This is a genomic window from Pseudomonas sp., assembly GCF_017744435.1.
In the GTDB taxonomy this organism is placed as follows: Bacteria; Pseudomonadota; Gammaproteobacteria; order Pseudomonadales; family Pseudomonadaceae; genus Aquipseudomonas.
In genome coordinates this window covers 127,744-150,655 of the sequence record NZ_JAGIBG010000015.1, presented here as the reverse complement: position 1 = coordinate 150,655, position 22,912 = coordinate 127,744, and the positions used below count along the sequence as shown (strand labels likewise).

General features: G+C 65.6%; 9 protein-coding genes and 3 tRNA genes (1 of these 12 cut by a window edge). 9 read left to right on the top strand and 3 right to left on the bottom strand.

The window, feature by feature from the left end:
* The 3 genes from J7573_RS12815 to mgtE form a co-directional block, all read left to right on the top strand.
* Positions 1 to 53 (top strand) — tRNA-Arg (locus J7573_RS12815); it begins 101 nt to the left of the window's first position.
* A gap of 70 nt (positions 54 to 123) precedes the next feature.
* A tRNA-Arg gene (locus tag J7573_RS12810) sits at positions 124 to 200 on the top strand.
* A 377-nt stretch (positions 201 to 577) separates the two neighbouring features.
* On the top strand, positions 578 to 2,020 hold the full coding sequence (mgtE, locus tag J7573_RS12805) for a magnesium transporter (RefSeq protein ID WP_294335300.1): 1,443 nt from the start codon (positions 578 to 580) through the stop codon (positions 2,018 to 2,020).
* A gap of 104 nt (positions 2,021 to 2,124) precedes the next feature.
* Here mgtE and J7573_RS12800 read toward each other — a convergent pair whose 3' ends face one another.
* Together J7573_RS12800 and J7573_RS12795 are read right to left on the bottom strand one after the other, a co-directional pair.
* On the bottom strand, positions 2,125 to 2,451 hold the full coding sequence (locus tag J7573_RS12800) for an Arc family DNA-binding protein (RefSeq protein ID WP_003254499.1): 327 nt from the start codon (positions 2,449 to 2,451) through the stop codon (positions 2,125 to 2,127).
* Complete coding sequence (locus J7573_RS12795; RefSeq protein WP_163985918.1) at positions 2,408 to 2,569, bottom strand: hypothetical protein; 162 nt, start codon at positions 2,567 to 2,569, stop codon at positions 2,408 to 2,410. Before J7573_RS12795 ends, J7573_RS12800 begins: the two co-directional genes overlap by 44 nt.
* Positions 2,570 to 2,798: 229 nt before the next feature.
* Between J7573_RS12795 and phnN the strand changes: the two genes are divergently transcribed.
* The 6 genes from phnN (at position 2,799) to J7573_RS12765 (ending at position 20,224) form a co-directional block, all read left to right on the top strand.
* Positions 2,799 to 3,386 carry a phosphonate metabolism protein/1,5-bisphosphokinase (PRPP-forming) PhnN gene (gene phnN / locus J7573_RS12790; RefSeq protein WP_294335272.1) on the top strand — a complete coding sequence of 196 codons (588 nt, stop codon included), beginning with the start codon at positions 2,799 to 2,801 and terminating at the stop codon, positions 3,384 to 3,386.
* 128 nt (positions 3,387 to 3,514) lie between these two features.
* Positions 3,515 to 3,589 (top strand) — tRNA-Arg (locus J7573_RS12785).
* A gap of 204 nt (positions 3,590 to 3,793) precedes the next feature.
* A complete protein-coding gene (locus tag J7573_RS12780; RefSeq protein WP_294335271.1) occupies positions 3,794 to 4,771 on the top strand; it encodes a TauD/TfdA family dioxygenase in 978 nt (325 codons plus the stop codon).
* A 168-nt stretch (positions 4,772 to 4,939) separates the two neighbouring features.
* Positions 4,940 to 8,335: an amino acid adenylation domain-containing protein gene (locus J7573_RS12775; protein WP_294335270.1), complete on the top strand. Its 3,396-nt coding sequence runs from the start codon at positions 4,940 to 4,942 to the stop codon at positions 8,333 to 8,335.
* Between the two features lie 2 nt (positions 8,336 to 8,337).
* The gene (locus tag J7573_RS12770) at positions 8,338 to 16,104 is read left to right on the top strand and encodes a non-ribosomal peptide synthetase (protein ID WP_294335269.1); all 7,767 of its coding nucleotides are present in this window, start codon (positions 8,338 to 8,340) and stop codon (positions 16,102 to 16,104) included.
* Entirely contained in the window at positions 16,097 to 20,224 is a 4,128-nt protein-coding gene (locus J7573_RS12765; protein WP_294335268.1) for a non-ribosomal peptide synthetase, read from the top strand. The genes J7573_RS12770 and J7573_RS12765 overlap by 8 nt, the downstream gene beginning before the upstream one ends.
* Before the next feature lie 217 nt (positions 20,225 to 20,441).
* Here J7573_RS12765 and J7573_RS12760 read toward each other — a convergent pair whose 3' ends face one another.
* Positions 20,442 to 22,910 carry a TonB-dependent siderophore receptor gene (locus J7573_RS12760; RefSeq protein WP_294335267.1) on the bottom strand — a complete coding sequence of 823 codons (2,469 nt, stop codon included), beginning with the start codon at positions 22,908 to 22,910 and terminating at the stop codon, positions 20,442 to 20,444.
* Positions 22,911 to 22,912 lie beyond the last annotated feature (2 nt).

Below are 22,912 nucleotides of genomic sequence, written 5' to 3'. Positions count from 1 at the left end.
GTACTCGGCTACGAACCGAGCGGTCGCAGGTTCGAATCCTGCTGAGTCCGCCACTTTTGAAGTGGCTCTGCTTGCAAAGTCGCTTCACCCACCAGTGGTAATCTGGTCTAAAACTACCACCACGGACTCATAGCTCAGCTGGATAGAGTACTCGGCTACGAACCGAGCGGTCGCAGGTTCGAATCCTGCTGAGTCCGCCACACAATCAAGAAGCCCGCTCAATTGAGCGGGCTTTTTGTTTTCTGTTTCACTGCTTTGTCAGTGATGTCTGACTAGACTGCACAGTAACCAGCCCGACAGGCTTTTGCGCGGTGAATGTGTTTTTTACTGCGCGCCTGCCGTCGCACTGATGGCTTCGAGCGTTGTCCTAGCTTTATCTCGCAAACGATTGTTCTGGCCAAAATTTTAAGCGATCTGACAGCTTAGGCAGTGTATGATTGCGCCCGTCAGCCCCGCCGGGGCTTGTGGAAAACCACCATGGACTTACCCAGTAGTTACTCCTTAACAAGATTCATACAGCTAGATCTGACTGATTGATTCTCCCGGCGTGCTCCGCTGCTGGGAGTGGAGTTCGCCTATGACTGAAGTAGAAGTAAAGAAAGCTCAAGAAAGCCTGCAGGATCGCCTGGCCCAGGTGGTCGAACTGCTGCAGCGCCAACGTGTGGTAGAAGACCTGACCCACCGTCAGGAAGGTCAGCACAATGACCTGGTGGAAAACCTTGTCCACCGCCAGAACCTGGTCGACCTGCAGCGCAAGCTGGACGACCTGCACCCTGCCGACGTCGCCTATATCCTCGAAGCCTTGCCCCTGCAGGACCGCCTGACGGTCTGGCAGCTGGTGCGCTCGGATCGCGACGGCGACATTCTCCTCGAAGTTTCCGACTCTGTTCGCCAATCGCTGATCGCCGACATGGACGATCACGAGATCCTGGCTGCCGCCAAGGAAATGGATGCCGACGAACTGGCCGACCTGGCGCCAGAGCTGCCACGCGATGTCGTGCACGAGCTGATGGAGACCCTCGATGCCCAGCAGCGCGAGCGTGTGCGCTCGGCACTGAGCTATGACGAGGAGCAGGTCGGTGCGCTGATGGACTTCGAGATGGTCACCATCCGTGAAGACGTCAGCCTGGAAGTGGTACTGCGTTACCTGCGCCGCCTGAAAGAGCTGCCCAACCATACCGACAAGCTGTTCGTGGTCGACTATGAAGGCATTCTCAAGGGCGTGCTGCCGATCAAGCGCCTGCTGGTCAACGACCCAGAGAAGAAAGTGGCGGAGGTCATGGCGACCGACCCCGTGTCTTTCCATCCTGAGGAAGATGCCTACGACGCCGCTCAAGCCTTTGAGCGTTATGACCTGGTTTCGGCGCCGGTGGTGGACAAGAGCGATCGCCTGATCGGCCGTCTGACCATCGACGAGATGGTTGACCTGATCCGTGAGGAGAGCGAAAGCGAAGTCCTCAACATGGCCGGTCTGCGCGAGGAGGAAGACATCTTCGCCTCGGTCTGGCGCTCGCTGCGCAACCGCTGGGCATGGCTGGCCATCAACCTGATTACCGCCTTCGTCGCCTCGCGGGTGATCGGCCTGTTCGAAGGCTCGATCGAGAAGCTGGTGGCGCTGGCTGCGTTGATGCCCATCGTTGCCGGTATTGGCGGCAACTCGGGCAACCAGACCATCACCATGATCGTTCGCGCCATGGCGCTTGACCAGGTATCGCCGGGCAATACCAGCCGGCTGATGCGCAAGGAGCTGGCGGTGGGGCTGCTCAATGGCCTGGTCTGGGGCGGGGTGATCGGCGCGGTGGCGTTCTGGCTCTATGGCAGCTGGTCACTGGGCGTGGTGATGACCGCAGCGATGACACTGAACCTGTTGCTGGCGGCATTCATGGGCGTGTTGATTCCGATGACCCTGACGCGCCTGGGGCGCGACCCGGCCATGGGCTCGAGCGTGATGATTACCGCCGTTACCGACAGTGGCGGCTTCTTCATCTTCCTGGGCCTGGCTACGCTGTTCCTGCTCTGACACGTAGCTGGCGCGGTTCCCACAAATGCAGCGCAAAGCCCAGGACAGGCACAACGAAAAAAGCCAGCTTACGCTGGCTTTTTCGTGTCTGCTTGCTGCCGGCCTCAGGAGGCGTCGGCGGCCATTTCCACATCGTGAGCGATGAGGGCCACCAGCGCATTCTGCTGGCGGTGCGACAGCTGGCGGAAGCGTTGCAGGAGCTCGCGCTCGTGCAGCGACAGCTCCGGGCTGTCCAGGCGCATGCTCAGCTCGTCGCCCAGCGCACCTTCCTGGATAAGGCTCTGCTCCAGGCGCGCGATGATCTCGGAGTTCATGCTGCGGTGATGGTTGCGCGCTACCTCGGCAATGCGCTCACGCATCCCGTCTGGCAGGCGGACGACGAACTTGTCAGCGGTGCGGCTCGAATAAATAGCCTGTTTCATTGGGCGCATATAAATTGACCGGATTTACTGGTTCAGGGGAAGCGGTTCTCAAATTGGCCGCACGGGGTGGAAGTACGACCGTGGCGACGACAAAATGTTCAACCGTCATGAAAATTTGGATGGTCATCTTGCCTCATGGTCGCCGATTCCTTGGCGTCAATTCTGTGACAAATAGTGAGCCGGATAAAGGCTTTTTGCCAGTACCAATTATCAGAAATGAGCACTGGTTTGAAAAGTTTTGCATTATCCAGCCCTTCGCACCGTCAGCCTTTTGCCGTCAAAAACCTGTAAAACGCAGCAAAGGACACAGAAAACACCTAGAATGCGCGGGTTTCCTTCCATAGAGCATAGTGGCTATGCAACATGACGCAAGCGCCCAAGATGGAGCCTCAGGCCGCCTGATATTTCTGGTAGGACCGTCCGGTTCGGGAAAAGATTCCCTGATCGATGCATCTCGTGCGCAATTGTCTGCCGCAGGGGTGGAAATTGCCCGTCGCGTCATCACGCGTTCCGCCGAGGCCAAGGGTGAAGCAGCCCATGGCGTAAGCGCGGAGCGCTTCGCACAAATGCGCGAGGAGGACGCGTTCGCCATGCACTGGCGGGCCAATGGCCTGGAGTACGGGATTCCAGCCCAGGTGGATCAGTGGCTGGCGCAAGGGCACTCGGTGTTGGTCAATGGTTCGCGGGCTTATTTGCCTGAAGCGCAGGCGCGCTACCCTGATCTTTTGGCCGTGTGCCTGGAAGTGCAACCTGAGGTACTGCGTGAACGCTTGCTTGCCCGCGGGCGGGAAACCCCGGAGCAAGTCGACCAGCGCCTGGCGCGCAATGCCCTGCTGCAGCTGGAGGCCGGGCCGTCCGTACACTACCTCGACAATTCAGGTGACTTGGCAACGGCAGTTGCGGCTTTGCTCGATCTGCTGCGTCAGGAAAAGTTGATTGCCTGAGCGGCTCTCAGAAAACCCTTACGTGCAAAAAGCCCGATTCAGGCATGACAAACGGTGGCGCGCTGGTTAACATGCTCGCCGTCCCGCTATTGCTGCATTCAGATCAGCAAGATCGCCGGCGGGTTTCAGTCCCTGTAGTTTAATGGATAGAACGGGGTCCTCCTAAGACTCTGGTGCAGGTTCGATTCCTGCCGGGGACGCCATCCACGCTAAATCCCTCCCTCTGCCCCTCGTTTCCTTTGCACAAGGCCGACGTGCGCTGCGCGCGCCCGATCCGGAGCTTGCTGTCATTTCATCGAGGGTCGAAGGATGCTTGCCGCCACCTGCTTCAAGGCCAGCCAGGCGCTGCCTGTTGCCAATCAATTGCTGCTCAACCCGCTGCGGCCAGTTGCCGCCAGGGGGAAACCATGAGCGCCATACTGGAACTGCTGGCCCGGCCCCTGCTGCCAGGCCAGCGTAGCCTGCCCTTGCTGGTCGAGGCGCCTCACGCTGGCCTGGACCTCAACGAGGCGCTGGAGCCGATCCGCGCGTTGGTGGACCGCCACTTGCTCGACGCCGGAGGCATCCTTTTTCGCGGTTTCGAGGTGGGCGGCGCCGAGGCCTTCCGCAGCTTCGCCAGCGGCTTCGGCCACCCGCTGCTCAATTACGAGTTCGGCTCTACCCCGCGCAGCAATGTCACCCAGGGCGTGTACACCTCCACCGAGTACCCGCCGCACCAGAAGATCCCGCTGCATAGCGAACAGGCCTACACCCGTGAATGGCCGATGAAGATCTGGTTCTACAGCATGATCGCCGCCGAGAGCGGGGGGGAAACGCCAATCGCTGACAGCCGCGAGGTGTTCCGCCGAATCGACCCGCGCATCCACGAACGCTTCAACCGCCATGGGCTGATGTACGTGCGCAACTTCGGCAATGGCCTGGATGTGCCTTGGGAGCAGGTGTTCAACAGTGACGACCCGGCAGTGGTGGAAGCCTACTGCCAGCGCCATGCGATCACCTGCGACTGGAAGGACGACGGCGAACTGCGCACCCGCCAGGTCTGCCAGGCTGTGGCCCGCCACCCACGTACTGGCGAGGATGTGTGGTTCAACCAGGCGCACCTGTTCCATGTGTCCAACCTGCCGCCCGAAGTGCGCGAGAGCCTGCTGGAAATCGTCGACGAGGAAGACCTGCCACGCAACGTCTACTACGGTGACGGTTCGCCCATCGAAGACTCGATTCTCGACGAAGTACGCTGCGTGCTGGATGAATGCACCATCGCCTTCCCCTGGCAGGAAGGCGACGTGCTGATGCTCGACAACATGCTCGCCGCCCACGCCCGCAGCACCTTCACCGGCAAGCGCAAGGTCATCGTGGCCATGGCCGAAGGGCACGGCGCGGGCTGAGCCGCGCAGCACTGCAGCGGTGGCCGGTTCGTCTTCGGGCGTGCCGGTACGCTGCCGTAAAACCGGCGGGGCGGGTTTTGCAATCAGCGCCTAAATGCAAGCCGGAACCATTCGTTCAACAGGTATCGCGGAGCCCAGGGCGGCTCCCATCACCGGTTCGGACGACCTATGAGCACCCTCGATCAATCCCTGAAGCTGGCGCGCCGCTTCATTGAACTGCCGCTGGAAAAACGCCGTGTCTTCTTCGCCGCCCTGCGCGACGAGCAGGTCGATTTCACCAGTTACCCCATCCCCGACTGCAGCGGCATCGCCGGCCGCGACCAGCTCTCCTATGCCCAGCAGCGCATGTGGTTCCTCTGGCAGCTGGAGCCGGGCAGCGCTGCCTACAACCTACCAGGGGCCGTGCGCCTGCTCGGCAGCCTTAATCGCCAGGCGCTGGACCTGGCCTTTGCCGATCTGGTGCAGCGCCACGAGTGCCTGCGCACTACCTTCGAGGAGGTCGACGGCCAGGCGTTGCAGCGTGTCGGTGACGGTGCGCAGGTGCAGGTGCGCCATGTCGATCTGTCCGGCCTGGAGGCGGGCCAGCGTCTGCAGCGGACCCGAGAAGAAGTCGCCCGCGAAGCCGGCCAGCCATTCGACCTGCAGCAGGGCCCGCTGCTGCGGGTGGCGCTGCTGCAACTGGCGGCGGATGAGCATGTGCTGCTGCTGACCATGCACCACATCATTGCCGATGGCTGGTCGATGAACATCCTCATCGAAGAGTTCATGCGCTGCGTGGACGCCCGCAGCGCTGGCAACCAGGCCCCGTTACCGGCGCTGGCCGTGCACTACCGCGATTACGCCTTGTGGCAACGCAGCTGGATGGAAGCCGGTGAGCAGGCCCGCCAGCTCGACTACTGGCGCGCCCAGCTGGGCGAAGAGCATGAGCCATTGGAATTGCCCACTGACCGCCCACGCCCGGCTCAGCCGAGCCATGCCGGAGCGCGCCTGGAGTTCGCCATCGACGCCGAGCTGCGCAGCGGCCTGAAGGCGCTGGCCCAGCGTCAGGGCACGACCTTGTTCGTGGTGCTGCTGGCGGCCTTCAAGACCCTGTTGTACCGCTACAGCGGCCAGGGCGATATCCGCGTCGGTGGCCTGATTGCCAACCGCAACCGCGGTGAGGTCGAGGGCCTGATCGGCTTCTTCGTCAATACCCAGGTGCTGCGCAGCCAGCTGGATGGGCGCCAGACCTTCGAGCAGTTGCTGGCAGCGCTGCGCCAGACCGCCCTCGGCGCCCAGGCTCACCAGGAACTGCCGTTCGATGCGCTGCTGGAGGCGCTGCAGCCCAGCCGCAGCCAGAGCCACAACGCGCTGTTCCAGGTCATGTACAACCACCAGCCGCTGGTCACCGACATCCAGGGCATGCGCCTGGGTTGCGGCCTGCAGCTGGCGCACCTGGACGCCGAACAGAGCGTGGCCGGCGCCCGCAGCCATGCCGCTGCCAGTGACCTGATGCTGGAAACCCGCGAGGAAGGCGAACGCTTGCTGGCCGCCTTCACCTACGCCACCGATTTGTTCGACGCCGCCACCGTCGAGCGCATGGCCGGCCACTGGCGCAACCTGCTGCGCAGCGCGCTGGCCGACCCACAGCGCCGGATCGGCGAGCTGCCATTGCTCGAGGTTGCAGAAACCCGCCAGTTGCAGCATTGGGCGCTGCGTGCCGCCGCCCCGCAGGCCTCGGCACTGGCCCATCAGCGCTTCCAGGCCCAGGCAGCACGCACGCCCGAGGCGGTCGCGCTGGTGCTGGCCGGCGAAGGGCAGGGGGCCAGCCTGAGCTACGCCGAGCTGGAGCGCCGCAGCAACCGCCTGGCCCAGCGCCTGGCGCAGTCGGGTGTCGGCCCCGAGGTGCTGGTCGGTGTGGCGCTGGAGCGCTCGTTGGACATGGGGGTCGCCTTGCTGGCGGTGCTCAAGGCCGGCGGCGCCTATGTGCCGCTTGACCCGCAGGCGCCCAGTGAACGCATCGCCCAGGTGTTCGCCGACAGCGGCCTGCGCCTGCTGCTGACTCAATCGAACCTGCTGAGCCAGCTACCAGAGGCTGAGGGTATCGAGGTCCTGTGCCTGGACCAGGCCCAGGGCGAGCAGCCTGAGCATGCCCCGCAGGTATCGCTGCAGCCCGGCAACCTGGCCTACGTGATCTACACCTCCGGTTCCACCGGCCGCCCCAAAGGCGTCGCCATCAGCCATGGTGCGCTGGCCGAGTTCTGCGAACTGGCAACCGACTATTCGCGCCTGACCGCGGATGATCGCGTGCTGCAGTTCGCCACCTGCAGCTTCGACGGTTTCGTCGAGCAGTTCTACCCACCGCTGTGCGTCGGTGCCCGTGTGGTGTTGCGCGACAGCCGCCTGTGGGACAGCGCCAGCTTCCTGCAGGCACTGGAGCAGCACGGCATCACGGTCGCCGACCTGCCGGCCGCCTACTGGCACATGCTGGTGCAGGACTACGCGCGCGACACGCCACCGGCGTTTGCCGCACTGCGCCAGGTGCATGTCGGCGGTGAAGCCATGGCGGTGGACGGCCTCGATCTGTGGCGCCGCGCCGGCCTGGGTGGCGTGCGCCTGCTCAACACCTATGGCCCGACCGAGGCCACGGTGGTGTCCAGCATCCACGACTGCACGGCGCTGGCATCGCAGGATGTGTCCTGGCGCGGCATCCCCATTGGCCAGGGCCTGGCGGGCCGCCGCCTGTGCATTCTCGATGGCGAGATGCAGGCAGTGCCGGCCGGTGCCATCGGCGAGCTGTACATCGGTGGGCCCGGCCTGGCGCGCGGTTATCACGGCCAGCCCGCGCTCAGCGCCGAACGCTTCCTGCCCGACCCCGAAGTCCCTGGCGAGCGCCTCTATCGCACCGGCGACCGCGCCCGCTTCGACGCCAGTGGCGCCATCGAATACATCGGCCGCGTCGACCATCAGGTGAAGGTGCGCGGCTTCCGCATCGAGCTTGGCGAAATCGAGATGCGCCTGCAGCAATGCCCTGGTGTGCGCGAGGCGGCGGTGCTGGCCCTGGACATGGCCGGCGGGCGGCAACTGGTGGCCTATGTGGTCACCGAAGTGGATGGCGCCAGTGCCGAAGCACAGCGCCAGGCGATCCGCGAGGGCCTGCGCGCGACGCTGCCGGACTACATGGTCCCCTCGCACCTGGTGCTGCTGGAAAAGCTGCCGCTGACCCCCAGCGGCAAGCTCGACCGCAAGGCCTTGCCTGCACCCGACCCGAGCCAGTTGCAGGCCAGCTTCCGTGCGCCGGTCAGCGAGCAGGAACAGCAGCTGGCGGCGATCTGGATGGAGGTTCTGCAGGTACCCCGCGTCGGCCTCGACGACAGCTTCTTCGACCTGGGCGGGCACTCGCTGCTGGCGGCTCAGGTCATTGCCCGGGTCAAGTCCGAACTGGGCGTCGCGCTGCCCATGCGCAGCCTGTTCGAACGCCCGCACCTGGCCGCCCTGGCTGAGGAGCTGCAGGCCCTGGGCGGCACCGCGGACGAGGACTGGGCCGACATGGAAGCGTTCATGAATTCACTGGAGGAGGTTTGAGCATGACCCGCAACACTACGCTGCGTATCGCCGAGAAGTTCATCGGCTTGCCGCTCGAACAACGCCGCCAGTTCCTCGCCAAGCTGCGCCAGGATGGCAAGGACTTCGGCCTGCTGCCGATCCCGGTCAGCCGCCATGGCCTTGAGGCCATTCCACTGTCCTATGCCCAGCAGCGCCTGCTGTTCCTCTGGCAGCTCGACCCGCAGAGCGCCGCCTACAACATGGCCGCCGGCCTGCGCCTGCGCGGCGAACTGGACCAAAGCCGTCTGCAAGGTGCCTTCGACGCCCTGATCGAACGCCACGAAGCGCTGCGGACCGTGTTCCAGGTCGACGGCGAACAGCCACTGCAACGGGTGCTCGCGGCCGAGCCCCTGGCCCTGCGGCAGGTCGACCTTGGCACGGCCGACGAGGCCGAGCTGGCCCGCCAGGTGGAAGACGAAGTCGCTCGCCCGTTCGACCTGCTCAATGGCCCGCTGCTGCGGGCCAGCCTGTTCCGCCAGGGCCAGGATGAACACGTGCTGGTGGTGTGCATGCACCACATCGTCTGCGACGGTTGGTCGATGGACGTGATGGTCCGCGAGTTCGTCCAGTGCTACCAGGCCGGCGCCCAAGGCCTGCCAGCGTTGCCGTTGCAGTATGCCGACTATGCCGTGTGGCAGCGCCGCTGGCTGGAGGCAGGCGAGGGTGAGCGGCAGTTGCAGCACTGGCGCGAGCAGCTGGGCGACGAACACCCGTTGCTCGAGGTGGCGGCCGATTTCCCGCGCCCGCCCGTGCAGAGCTTGCAGGGCGAGACCCTCAAGTTCGACTTCGGCGGGCCGCTGTCGCAGCGCCTGCGCGATGTTGCCCGGGCCCAGGGTGTGACGCTGTTCATGCTGATGCTGACCGGCTACGCGTTGTTCCTCTCGCGCCATTCCGGCCAGCGCGACATTCGCATCGGCGTGCCCAACGCCAACCGTGGGCGCGAAGAGGTAGAGGGGCTGATCGGCTTCTTCGTCAACACCCAGGTGCTGCGCTGCGTGGTCGACGAGCGCCTGTCGCTGAGTGAACTGCTGGTGCGGGTGCGCGAGGCGACCTTCGCCGCCCAGGCCAATCAGGAGCTGCCGTTCGAGCAACTGGTGGAAGTGCTTGCGCCCGAGCGCAGCCTTGGCCACAACCCGTTGTTCCAGGCCAAGTTCAACCAGAACGTCGGCGTGCAGAAGCAGACCGCGCTGCAACTGCCGGGGCTGGCCGTCAGCGAGTATCCGCTGCGCAAGGAAGGCACCCACTTCGACCTCGCCCTGGACATCACCGACGACGGCAGCCTGGTGCACGGCGAGATGACTTACGCCAGCGATCTCTACCAGCGTTCCACCATCGAAGGATTCATCGCTGCGCTGCGTGAGCTGTTCGAGACCTTGCTGGCTGCGCCAGACGCGCCACTGCATACCCTGGTCAAGGCGTCTGCCGCAGAGGGTGGCAGCCACCGGGAGCAACCGGCTCTGGTCCTGCAGCGCTGGGACGAGCAGGTGCGCCGTCAGCCCGACGGCGTCGCGGCGGCCTGTGCGGGGCAGCGGCTCAGTCATGCCGAACTGGACAGCCAGGCCAATCGCCTGGCCCATCAGCTGCGTGATCTGGGCGTAACCACGGGTGCTCCGGTCGCGGTGCTGATGGAGCGCTCGCTGGATTGGCTGGTGTGCCTGCTGGGCATTCTCAAGGCCGGTGGCGTGTACATGCCGCTGGACATCAAGGCGCCGACCGAGCGCCTGCAAGGCATGCTGCAGCGCAGCGGCGCGCAGGTACTGCTGTGTGATGCTGCTGAGCTGCGCCAGCAGGCGTTGGCAGCGTCTGGTTGCCAGGTACAGCCCTATGCACCAGAGCGCTGGGCCTCGTTGCCGGGTGATGCGCCAGAAGCCGGGACACTGGCAGGTGCACCGGCCTACGTGATCCATACCTCCGGCTCCACCGGCCAACCGAAGGGTGTGGTGGTCAGCCATGGCGCGCTGGCCAGCTATGTCGATGGCCTGCTGCAACGCCTGGACCTGGCCGCAGACGCGAGCATGGCGCTAGTGTCCACCATCGCCGCCGACCTAGGCCACACGGTGCTGTTCGGCGCCCTGTGCTCCGGGCGCACCCTGCATGTGTTGCCAGAGGCGCTGGGCTTCGACCCGGATGCGTTTGCCGCCTACATGGCTGAGCAGCGCATCGGGGTGCTGAAGATCGTCCCCAGCCACCTCAACGGCCTGCTGCAGGCAGCCAATGCCGCCGACGTGCTGCCCGAGCATGCGCTGATCGTCGGCGGTGAGGCCTGTTCACCCGCGCTGTACCAGAAAGTGCGCGAGCTCAAGCCCGGCTGCCGTTTCATCAACCACTACGGCCCCAGCGAAACCACGGTCGGCGTGCTGACCCACGAACTGCAAGGTGAAGCGCCGCACACCATACCCCTGGGCGCAGCGCTGCCAGGTGTCAGCGTGCGGGTGCTGGACGATGTGCTCAACGTGCTGTCCGCGCGTGTCGCTGGCGAGCTGTACATTGGCGGCGAGAGCCTGGCGCAAGGTTATCTGGGCCAGGCGGCACTGACCGCCGAACGTTTCGTGCCCGACCCGTTTGGCGCGCCGGGCACGCGCCTGTACCGCAGCGGTGACCGCGTGCAGCGCGACAACGCAGGCTTGCTGCACTTCCTCGGGCGTGCCGACGACCAGGTGAAGATCCGGGGTTATCGTGTCGAACCAGGGGAGGTCGGCCGTGTGCTGCGTGGCCTGGCGGGCGTGCATGACGCGGTGGTGCTGGCCGTCCCGCAAGGGGATGACGCCGCGCAGCTGCAACTGGTCGGCTGGTGCGTGCCGGGCAACCCCCAGCTGAGCGTCGAGGCCCTGCGCGAGCAGTTGCAGGCGCTGCTGCCGGACTACCTGGTACCCGCTCATTTGCTGTTGCTGGAGCGCCTACCACTGACCGCCAACGGCAAGCTCGACCGTCGCGCACTGCCGCAGCCGCAGGTGCAACTCAAGCGCCATGTTGCCGCCAGCACACCGCTGGAGGAGCAGCTGCTGGCCATCTGGCAAGCGGTGCTCAAGCGTGACGACATCGGCGTCGAAGACAACTTCTTCGAACTGGGTGGGGACTCTATCCTCAGCCTGCAGATCATCGCCCGCGCCAAGCGCCAGGGCATCAAGCTGAGCCCGCGCCAGCTGTTCGAGAAGCAGACCATCGCCCAGCTGGCCCAGGTCGCCAAAGTGGCCCCTGTAGCGGCCAAGCCTGCTGCGGTTGCGCAGGTCAGCGGTGCCATGGCGCTGCTGCCGGTGCAGGCGCGCTTCTTCGAGCTGGCCCTGAACCAGCCTGGGCACTACAACCAGGCGGTCATGCTGCAGCCACGCCAGGCGCTGACGGCGAACATCGTCGAACAGGCCCTGGCGCTGCTGGTCAACCAGCACGACGCACTGCGCCTGGCCTTCAACAAGGTGGATGGCAGCTGGCATGCCGAGCACCGTGCGGGCGTGCCAGGCGGAATGCTCTGGCATCGCCAGGCGGCCGATACCGCGCAACTGCAGGCCATCGCCGAAGAGGCTCAGGGCAGTCTCGATCTCGCGCAAGGGCCGCTGCTGCGCGCCGTGCTGTGTGACCTTGCCGAGGGTGGGCAGCGCCTGCTGCTGGTGATTCATCACCTGGTGGTCGACGGTGTGTCCTGGCGGGTGCTGCTGGAAGACCTGGAGCAGGCCTGTGTCGCGCTGCTGGTCGGGCGTGCACCCGCGCTGGCGGAGAAGAGCACGGCATTCAAGGCCTGGGCCGAGCGCCTGGTGGGCTGGGCCCAGGCGGCTGACCGTGATGCAGAGCTGGCCTACTGGCAAGCGACCCTCGCGGGGCAGACCGGCGACCTGCCGGCGGCACGCCGCGACGCCGGGCTGCAGGTGCGCCACGCCCGCACCGTGCGCTGCCGGCTGGATGGCGCCACCACGCAAAACCTGCTGCAGCATGCGCCAGCGGCCTACCGCACGCAAGTCAACGACCTGCTGCTGACCGCCCTGGCGCGGGTGCTGTGCCGCTGGACCGGGCAGGGCAGTGCGCTGGTCCAGCTGGAAGGCCACGGCCGTGAGGACCTGTTCGACGGCGTGGACCTGAGCCGCACCGTGGGTTGGTTCACCAGCCTGTTCCCGGTGGCACTGACCCCGACCGACGGCCTGGCCGGCTCGCTCAAGGCCATCAAGGAACAGTTGCGTGGCGTACCCGGGCGCGGCATCGGCCATGGCGTGCTGCGTTACCTCGGCAGCCCGGCGCAGCAGGCGGCGTTGCAAGCGTTGCCGCAAGCGCGGGTGACCTTCAACTACCTGGGCCAGTTCGACCAGGGCTTCGGCGAAGACCGGCTGTTCGCACCTGCCGCGGAAAGTGTTGGCGCCACCCAGGCGGCCGATGCGCCACTGGGCAACTGGCTGAGCGTCAACGGCCAGGTGCTGGGCGGCGAACTCGAATTGGGCTTTACCTTCAGCGAAGCGATGTTTGATGAGCCGGCAATCGCCGGCCTGGCCGACGACTACGCCCGTGAACTGGCCGCGTTGGTCGAACATTGCCTCGACAGCCAGGCCGGCGGCGCCACCCCGGCTGACTTCCCGCTGGCCGGCCTGACCCAGCCGCAGCTGGATGCGCTGCCGGTCGACCTGCGCCAGGTCGAGAACATCTACCCGCTGGCACCGATGCAGGAAGGCATGCTGTTCCACAGCCTGTACGACGGCCAGGCCAGCAGCTACGTCAACCGCCTGCGCCTGGACCTCGACGACCTCGACCCCGAGCGCTTCATCCAGGCCTGGCAGCAGGCGCTGGACCAGCACGAATCGCTGCGTGCCGGGTTTGTCTGGGAGCAGGGCCTGGAAGCGCCACGCCAGGTGGTACTGCGCCACGTCCAGCTGCCGGTCGAGCGCTTCGACTGGGCCGGCGAGGCCGATATCGACGCCCGCCTCGAAGCGCTGGCGCAGGCCGAGCAGGCCCGTGCCTTCGACCTTGGCCAGGCGCCGTTGCTGCGCCTGGTACTGGTGCGCACCGGGCCGCAGCGCCATCACCTGATCTACACCAGCCACCATATCCTGATGGACGGCTGGAGCAATTCGTTGCTGTTCGCCGCCGTGATGCAAGCCTATTCAGGGCAGCCTGCCGCATTGGCGCCAGCGACGCGCAGCGACTATCTGGGCTGGTTGCAGCAGCAGGATCGCGCCGCTGCCGAGGCCTTCTGGAAAGCCCAACTGCTCGACCTGGACGGCCCGACACTGCTCGGTGGTACACGCGATGCCAAAGAATCCGGGCAGGGCGCGGTGGTACTGGAGCTGGGCGAGGCATTGAGCGAGGCTTTGAAGCACTTCGCGCAGGCCCAGCAAGTCACCCTCAACAGCGTGCTGCAGGCCGCCTGGGCGCTGCTGTTGCAGCGTCGTACTGGCCAGCCTCGGCCCTGCTTCGGCGCCACCGTGTCCGGGCGACCGGCGGAGTTGCCGGGGATCGAGCAGCAACTGGGCCTGTTCATCAACACCCTGCCAGTGGCCGCCGAGCCGCAAGGGCAGATGCCGGTTGCCGACTGGGTGCGTGAGGTGCAGGCGCTCAACCTGCGCCTGCGCGAGTACGAGTACCTGCCGCTGTATGCTATCCAGGCAGCGGCCGGGCGCCAGGGCGAGGCATTGTTCGACAGCCTGCTGGTGTTCGAGAACTATCCGCTGGCCCAGAGCCTGTCGGACAGCAGTGCCGGGCTGCGTCTGTCTGGCCTGGAGTATCAGGAATACAGCGGCTATCCGCTGACCCTGATTGCCGAAGCGCGGGATCAGATGCAGCTGACCTTCGCCTACCAGCGCCAGGTCTTCGACCATGCACAGGTGCAGCAAATGGCGGCCGAGTTGCGCCATCTGCTGCAAGGCTTCGCCAGTGCGCCGCACGCCTTGCTGGGCAGCTTCGGGTTGGTCGACGCAGAGGCTCACTCGCGAATCGTGAAGGGTTGGAATGCCACAGCACGGGACTACCCAGGCACGCCTTATGTGCACCAGCTTTTCGAACAGCAGGCAGCCCGCCAACCGCAAGCACCGGCACTGACCTTCGCCGACCGCACCTTGAGCTATGCCGAACTCAATGCCGAGGCCAACCGCCTCGCCGCGCATCTGCGCAGTCAGGGCGTCGGCCCGGACGTGCTGGTGGGCATCGCCGCCGAGCGCTCGGTGGAAATGGTCGTCGGCCTGCTGGCGATCCTCAAGGCTGGTGGCGCCTATGTGCCGCTGGACCCGGACTACCCGCAGGACCGCCTGGCCTACATGTTCGAGGACAGCGGCATCACCTTGCTGCTGACCCAGTCGCACCTGCGCGGAGGCCTGCCGATCCCTGCCGGGCTGGCGGTGCTCGATCTGGACCGGGCCGAGGCCTGGAGCGCGCTGGAGGCGCACAACCCGGCTGTAGAACTGCACCCGGAAAACCTCGCCTACGTCATCTACACCTCCGGCTCCACCGGCAAGCCGAAGGGCGCAGGCAACCGCCATATCGCCTTGCACAACCGCCTGGCCTGGATGCAGGAGGCGTATCAGCTCACCGCCACTGACAGCGTGCTGCAGAAAACGCCATTCAGCTTCGACGTGTCGGTGTGGGAATTCTTCTGGCCGCTGATGGAGGGCGCACGCCTGGTCATGGCACGGCCTGGTGATCACCGCGACCCAGCGCGCCTGGCCGAGCTGATCACCCGCGAGCAGATCAGCACGCTGCACTTCGTGCCGTCGATGCTGCAAGCCTTCGTCGGCGACGAAAGCGCCGCCCGCTGCACTTCGCTGCAGCGCATCATCTGCTCCGGCGAAGCACTGCCGGTGGAACTGCAACGCCAGACCCTGGCGCTGCTGCCGCAGAGCGGCCTGTACAACCTGTACGGCCCGACCGAGGCGGCCATCGACGTCACCCACTGGACCTGCGTCGAGGAAGGCAAGGACGCGGTGCCGATCGGCCAGCCGATCGCCAACCTGCAGACCTACGTGCTGGACGGCGAACTGAACCCGGTCAGCCCTGGCGTGACCGGCGAACTGTACCTGGGCGGCATCGGCCTGGCCCGTGGTTACCACCGTCGCCCATCGCTGACTGCCGAGCGCTTCGTCACCAGCCCGTTTGGCACTGGCCAGCGGCTGTACCGCACCGGCGACCTGGCGCGTCAGCGCGAGGACGGGGTGATCGAGTATGCCGGGCGTATCGACCACCAGGTGAAGATCCGCGGCCTGCGCATCGAACTGGGCGAGATCGAAGCACGCCTGCAGGAACAGGACAGCGTGCGCGAGGCGGTGGTGGTGGCTGCCGAAGGGCAACTGGTGGCGTACCTGGTCGCCGAACAGGCCGACAGCCTGGCGGCAATCAAGGCACACCTGGCGGCGGTGCTGCCGGACTACATGGTGCCGAGCCAGTGGGTGTTGCTTGAGCACATGCCGCTGTCGCCCAACGGCAAGCTCGACCGCAAGGCGCTACCCAAGCCTGAGCTGGGCCAGTCACGCAGCGAATACGCGGCGCCGCAAAGCGAACTGGAGCAGCGCCTGGCCGCCCTCTGGCAGGAGGTGCTCAAGGTCGAGCGGGTCGGCCTCAACGACAACTTCTTCGAACTGGGCGGGCATTCGCTGCTGTTGGTGCGCCTGGTCTCGCGGATCAAGACCGAGTTCGCCATCGAGCTGGCGATGCAGGACGCCTACCTGGCCGACAACCTCGGCGCCCTGGCCACCCTGGTGGCAGGCAACGCCAGCCCGGCGCAACACGACTACGACGCGATCTTCGACGCCCTCGACGAACTGGAGGCACTGGATGTTTAAGCAAGGGACCCAACAGGGCAATGAGCTGGTCCAGCGGATCAGCGGGCTGGCTCACGACAAGCGCGTGGCCCTGTTCAAGCGCCTGCTGGAGAAAGGCATCGACCCGGGCCGGCTGCCCATCGTGGCGCTGGCCGAAGCTGATGTGCCACGCCTTTCCCATGCCCAGCAGCGCCAGTGGTTCCTCTGGCAGCTGGACCCACAGAGTGCCGCCTACAACATGCCGGCAGCGCTGCGCCTGGAAGGCACACTCGACCTTGCCGCCCTGCAGAGCAGTTTCGACGCGCTGGTAGCGCGGCACCCGCCGCTGCGCACCACCTTCGAAGCAAGCGAAGGCGAGCCACTGCAGCGTATCCACGCTGCAGGCCCGGTGGTGATCGAGCATCTGGCCTTGCCGGGTGCCGACGACCAGGCCAGTGCCGAGGCGGTGAGCCGTGAAGTGGTGCGCCCCTTCGACCTGCAGCGTGGCCCGTTGCTGCGGGTGCTGCTGCTGGAAATCGGCGCGGCGGACCGGGTGCTGGTGATGACCCAGCACCACATCGTCTCCGATGGCTGGTCGATGCAGGTCATGATCGAGGAGCTGATCCAGCTCTATCAGGCTGCCTGCGAAGGCCGCCAGGCCCACCTCCCGGCACTCCCCATCCAGTACGCCGACTTCGCCGCCTGGCAGCGCCAGTTGCTCGAAGCGGGTGAGGGGCCGCGGCAGCTGGCTTACTGGACCGAGCAATTGAGCAATGCCCCAGCGGTGTTGGAACTGCCCACCGACCGGCCACGCCCTGCCGTACCCAGCCATCGTGGCCAGGCAGTGAGCGGCACGCTGGACGAGCCGTTGCGCCAGCGGCTGGTCGCCCTGGCACAGGCGCACGGCTGCACCTTGTCGATGGTGCTGCTGGCGTCGTTCCAGCTGCTGCTGCGCCGCTACAGCGGCCAGAGCGATGTTTGCGTGGGCATGCCGTCGGCGGGGCGCAACCGGCCGGAGGTGGAGCCACTGACCGGTTTCTTCGTCAACACCCTGGTGCTGCGCGGCCGCCTCGAAGATGGCCTGAGCACCGCGCAGCTGCTGCAGCACACACGCACCACCCTGCTTGCCGCCCAGGCCAACCAGGACCTGCCGTTCGAAGCGCTGGTCGATAGCCTGGTGGCGCACCGCGACCTCAGCCACAACCCACTGTTCCAGGTCATGTTCAACCACCAGGTGCTGGGTGATGGCCTGGGCACCTCGGCGCTTGCCGGTCTGTCGCTGACCTTGCTGCCGGCCCCGACTTCGCGCGCCAAGTTCGACCTGGCGCTGGACACCCGGGAGCATGGCGGCCAGCTCAGCGCGAGCCTGAGCTACGCCAGCGACCTGTTCGATGGCGCTACCGCCGAGAAGATGTTCGCGCACTGGCAGAACCTGTTGTGGCGCATGAGTGCCGAGCCTGGCAAGCCGATCGCCGAGTTGTGCATGCTCGGCGAAGACGAGCGCAATTGGCAGCTTCAGGACTTGAACCCCGGCCTCGGCCAGCCGGCCGAAATGCGTACTGTGCATGGCCTGATCCAGCAACAGGCCCAGCTGCGCCCGACTGCCCCGGCCCTGGTCGTGGCGGGCAGGCAGCTCGATTACCAGCAGCTCAACCAGTGGGCCAACCGGTTGGCGGCGCGCCTGCACGAGGCGGGCGTAGGCCCTGAGGTACGCGTGGGGATCGCGCTCGAGCGTTCCGTCGAGATGCTGGTTGCCTTGCTGGCCGTGCTCAAGGCCGGTGGCGCCTACGTGCCACTGGACCCGACCCACCCGCGTGAGCGGCTGAGCTACATGATCGAGGACAGCGGCGTTGCCCTGGTGCTGGCCCAGCCGCATCTGCTGGCCGTGCTACCGCTACCGGCTAGCGTCGAGGTGTTGCCGGTCAGCGCTGATGGCGCCGAGCTGCAAGGCTACCCGGCACACGATGCCCACTACCCGGTGGCGGCGGACAACCTGGCCTATCTGATCTACACCTCTGGCTCCACCGGCCGGCCAAAGGGCGTGGCGGTCACCCATGGCCCGCTGGCCATGCACTGCCTGGCCATTGCCGAGCGCTACGGCATGACCCCCGAAGACCGCGAGCTGCAGTTCGCCTCGATCAACTTCGACGGCGCCCACGAGCGCTGGCTGGTGCCGCTGGTTTCCGGCTCGATGCTGATGCTGCGCGACAACGATGCCTGGGATGTCGAGCGCAGTGCGCGCGAGATTGCCGAGCATGGCATCACCATCACCTGCTTCACCCCAAGCTACCTGCAACAACTGGCCGAGCACCTGGGCGAGGCGGGGGCCGACTTGCCCATCCGTTCCTACACCGTGGGCGGCGAAGGTACCAGCCGGGCCACCTTCGAGCAGATCCAGCAGGTGCTGCGCACGCCGCGCATCATCAATGGCTATGGCCCGACCGAGACCGTGATCACGCCGCTGCTGTGGGCGGTCCACCTGGGCAGCGGTTTCGATGCGCAGTACATGCCGGTGGGCACGCCTGTCGGCGCCCGTTCGGCCTATGTGCTGGGCAGCGACCTGCAGCTGTTGCCCGCAGGCGTGCCCGGCGAACTGTATATCGGCGGTGAAGGGCTGGCGCGTGGTTATTACCAACGCCCAGGCCTGACCGCCGAGCGTTTCGTCGCCGACCCGTTCGGCCCGCCAGGTGGCCGCCTCTACCGGACGGGCGACCTGGTGCGCCTGCGCCGTGACGGCGTGGTCGAGTACCTTGGCCGGGTCGATCACCAGGTCAAGGTACGCGGTTTCCGCATCGAATTGGGTGAGGTGGAATCGTGCCTGATGGGCATGGAGGAAGTGCGTGAAGCGGTGGTCGCCGTGGCAGGCGAAGGGCGTGGTTCGCGCTTGGTGGCTTACCTGGTGCTGGCGCCGGGGTTGCAGTGGGATGCCGCATTGCGTGGCCAGGTACTGGCCCGGCTGCGCCAGGCCTTGCCGGAGTACATGGTGCCCGCGCACCTGCTGGTACTGTCGACCATGCCCTTGAACCCCAACGGCAAGCTCGACCGGCATGCCTTGCCAGCCCCCGTGCTGGACCGTTCCGAGCATTACCGGGCACCGGTCACGCCGCTGGAACTGAGCCTGGCGAAGCTCTGGGGCGAGCTGCTGGATGTGGAAGAGGTCGGGCTCGATGACAGCTTCTTCGAACTGGGCGGCAATTCGTTGCTGGCCATGGAGCTGGTGCGCCGGGTGCGCGTGGCTGCGCTGGACGGCTTCAGCATGAGCCTGCGTGACCTGATGACCATGCCGCGTATCGGTGAGTTGGTCGAGCGCCTGCAAAGCACTGCAAGCCACAGCCCGATGCTATTGCTGAACACCCCGGAGCAAGGCGCCACACCGCTGTTCTGTCTGCATGGCGTGCATGGCTCGGTGTTCGACTACCTGCCGTTGGCCAGGCGCCTGCAGCCGCAGTGGGCGGTACACGGCATCCAGTGCCGGATGCTGTTCAATGCAACCTGGGTCGATTCGACCGTGGAGTCCATGGCCGCCGACTACTGCGATTACATCCGCGCCGTGCAGCCGCAGGGGCCGTACTGCCTGCTCGGCTGGTCGCTGGGTGGCGCCTTGGCGCTGCAAGTGGCGCGTGAGCTGGAGGCGCAGGGGCAGGTGGTGGCTTTCGTCGGGCTGCTGGACAGCTATCTGCCCCAGGCCGATCAGCAACAGCCGTGGGCTGAGCGCTTGCTGAACCTGCTGCTGGCGCTGGGCGCCGATGAGGGCGCCAGCCGGGCGCTGTGCAGTGGATGGCAGGGGCCAGAACAGGATGAGCGACTACTGTTCGGTGAGCCAATGGCGGCCTTACTGGGCAACCTGTCGGCACCGATGCTGGTCAACCTCGCCATTGCCGAGCGGGTTGCCTTGGTGCGCACTACGCTGCAACTGGATCGGGTAGCCATGGCCATGAAGGGGCTGCCAGACACTCGGGTGAAGCCCACGTGCTGGTGGGCGGCGGGGCGTGAAGCGGCAGCTCGGTCGGGCATCGATGGGCACTACGGCAGCGCATTGCGGCACTTCAACATCGACCGTGACCATTTCGACCTGATGCAGGATGTGCGGCTGATTGAGGATCTGGCCGAATTGCTGCAGGGTATTGGAGTTGAAGCCGAGGAGGCTGCATTCGAGGTTTGATGCACGCTTGAGCCTGGCGTTGGTTGTATGGGGCCTGTGAGATCGAGCGCCCAGGCAAGCGCGGCTCCCACCGGGATCGCGCGAGCATTAAGCAATTGAGCAAGACAGTTGGTCCTGCATTACCGCGAACACATCGCTGGCTACTAACCCCCTTGCGACAGACCAAAAAAAAGCCCCCTGGCGCATCGCACCAGGGGGCTTTTTCACACCGTCAGCTTCAGAAGTCGGCTCTGAGGGTCACGGTGTAGTTGCGCGGTTCACCATACACGTTGCTCGCGTTCAGCCAGCCGATCGACGAGTAGTACTTCTTGTCGAACAGGTTGTTGCCGTTGAGGGCGACGCTGAAGTTCTGGTTGATCTGGTAGGCCACGCGGGCGTTCCAGATGGCGTAGCCGGCCTGCTCGATCTTGTCGATGCCGTTGGTGCCACCCTGGTTGGTGTTGTGGTTCTTGCTCTGGATGCTGGCGCCGGCACCGACGGTCCACTGGTTCAGCTCGCCAGGCAGGTTGTAGTCACCCCAGAAACGCAGCAGGTGGCGTGGTGTGTAGCTGTTGAAGGTTGAGCCGGAAGTCGAGCTGCCATCACCCGGGTCGTTGAGAAACTTGGTCGAGGTGTAGGTATAGCCGGCAAACAGCTGCAGGCCGGCCAGCACTTCGCCGCTGATTTCCGCATCGAAGCCCTCGGCGCGTACCTTGCCGCCGGCCACGTAGCAGTTGGTTTCACCGTCCTGCCCGCACTGCGAGGCATAGTCGTACTGGGCGCGGTTTTCCTGGTCGACGCGGAACACCGCGAAGCTGGTGTTGACGCGGCCATCCAGCAGTTCGCCCTTCAGGCCGAGCTCATAGTTGGAGCCTTCGATCGGCTTGAGCGGGGCAAGGTCCGAGCTCAGTTCGGTCTGCGGCTTGAAGATGTCGGCGTAGCTGACGTAGGCCGACCATTGATCGTTCAGCGCGTAGATCAGGCCACCGTACGGGGTGACTTCACCGGTTTCCTTGGCGTGCGCAGGGTCTGGCGACGTCGTGGTGAAGCGCGTCAGTTCATAGTCGTACTTGTAGTTGCTGACCCGTGCGCCCAGCACCAGGGTCAGCGGGTCGATCAGCTTGTAGCGCATCACGCCGTACACGCCATTCTGGCGAATCTTGGCCTTGGAAACACCGGCGTAGGTGGTGCTGAGCATTTCATCCAGGGTGGGTTCGCGCGGCGAGACCGGGTCGTAGATGTTCATCGGGCCGAGGTTGAGCAGACCGCCTTGCAGGTCGTCGGTGCGCAGGTCGCTGGCGTTGGCACCTACCACCACCTCGTGCTCCAGGCCGAAGGCGCGCCATTTGCCGGTGAGGTTGATGTCGGCGCCCTGGTTGATGTTCTCGAAGTCGTAGAGGTAGGCGCGCGACTGCATGCCGTTACCGGTTGCCGGGTCGACGGCGCCACGGCCGAAGCTGTAGAGAATGTCGTTGGTCTCGCGGATATAGCTGCCCGAAGCCTTCAGGCGCCAGTCTTCGTTGAAGTCGTGGGTGATGTCGGCGAAGTAGGTGGTCTGCTTGTTGTTCCACTTGTTCCAGTCGGCACCGGTGAACGTGGAGCGGCCGACATTCACCGCGCTGCCATCCTTGTTGCGCGGCAGGCCACCGAAGTAGGGCGTCGAGTGCAGGTCTTCGACGCTGGCGCCGGCGGCGACCGTGGTGGAGTCGCTGAGGTCGTATTCGAGAATCCCGTACAGCACGTTCTTGCGGCTATCCGCCGTGTCGTAGAAATAGTCGCGGTCCTCATGGCCGGCGACCAGGCGCCCGCGCAGCCGGCCATCGGCAGTCAGCGGGCCGCTGGCGTCGAGGGTCTGGCGATAGGTGTCCCAGGAGCCGGCGCTGGCCGTGACCGACAGCGAAGGTACGGCCTTCGGGCGCTTGCGCACCAGGTTGATGGCCGCACCCGGGTTGCCGCTGCCTTGCAGCAGGCCGTTGGCGCCACGCAGGATCTCGACGCGATCGTACAGCAGGGTGTCGGAGGTGAAGCTGCTGCCGATGCCGTAATAGCGGCGGTCCAGCGGCACGCCGTCGTACTGGATGGTCTCGACCTCGAAGCCACGCGAGTAGATGTACTTGCCGCCGGACGGGCTCTGGTAGGTGGTGATGCCGGTGGTTTTTTCCAGCACCTGGTCAAGGGTGTCGAGGCGCTGGTCGTCCATAGCCTTGCGGGTGACCACGCTGACCGACTGCGGGATGTCCTTGAGGCGGTGGGTGCCCTTGCCGATGGTCACCGCGTTGGACGTGTAGCTCCCCGAGTCCTCGGTGGTGGCATCGAACTGGCGCCCGTTGATGTTGACCGGGCCCAGGTTCAGGGCGGAGCCGTCGGCCGGTCCGCTGAGGGTGATGGTATGGCCGTCGAGCTGGTAGGTCAGGTCACTGTCGCGCAGCAGCAGGCGCAGGGCCTGCTCGGGCTCCATGTTGCCCTTGACCGCAGGTGCAGGGGTGTTGTGTACGGCGTCCGGGCTGTACAGCAGTTGCAGGTTGGCCTGCTTGGCCAGGGTATTGAGTGCCCCCACCAGCCCTTGCGAAGGGATGTCCAGCGCGACCGGCTCGGCTTGCGCTGCCATGGACGCTGCCAGCGCACAGGCCAGCAGCGACGGTGGGAATATGGCCAGTGTTTTCCTGCGAACCGCCCGGGCGAGCGGCGAAACCGTGGTAATGGTCATGC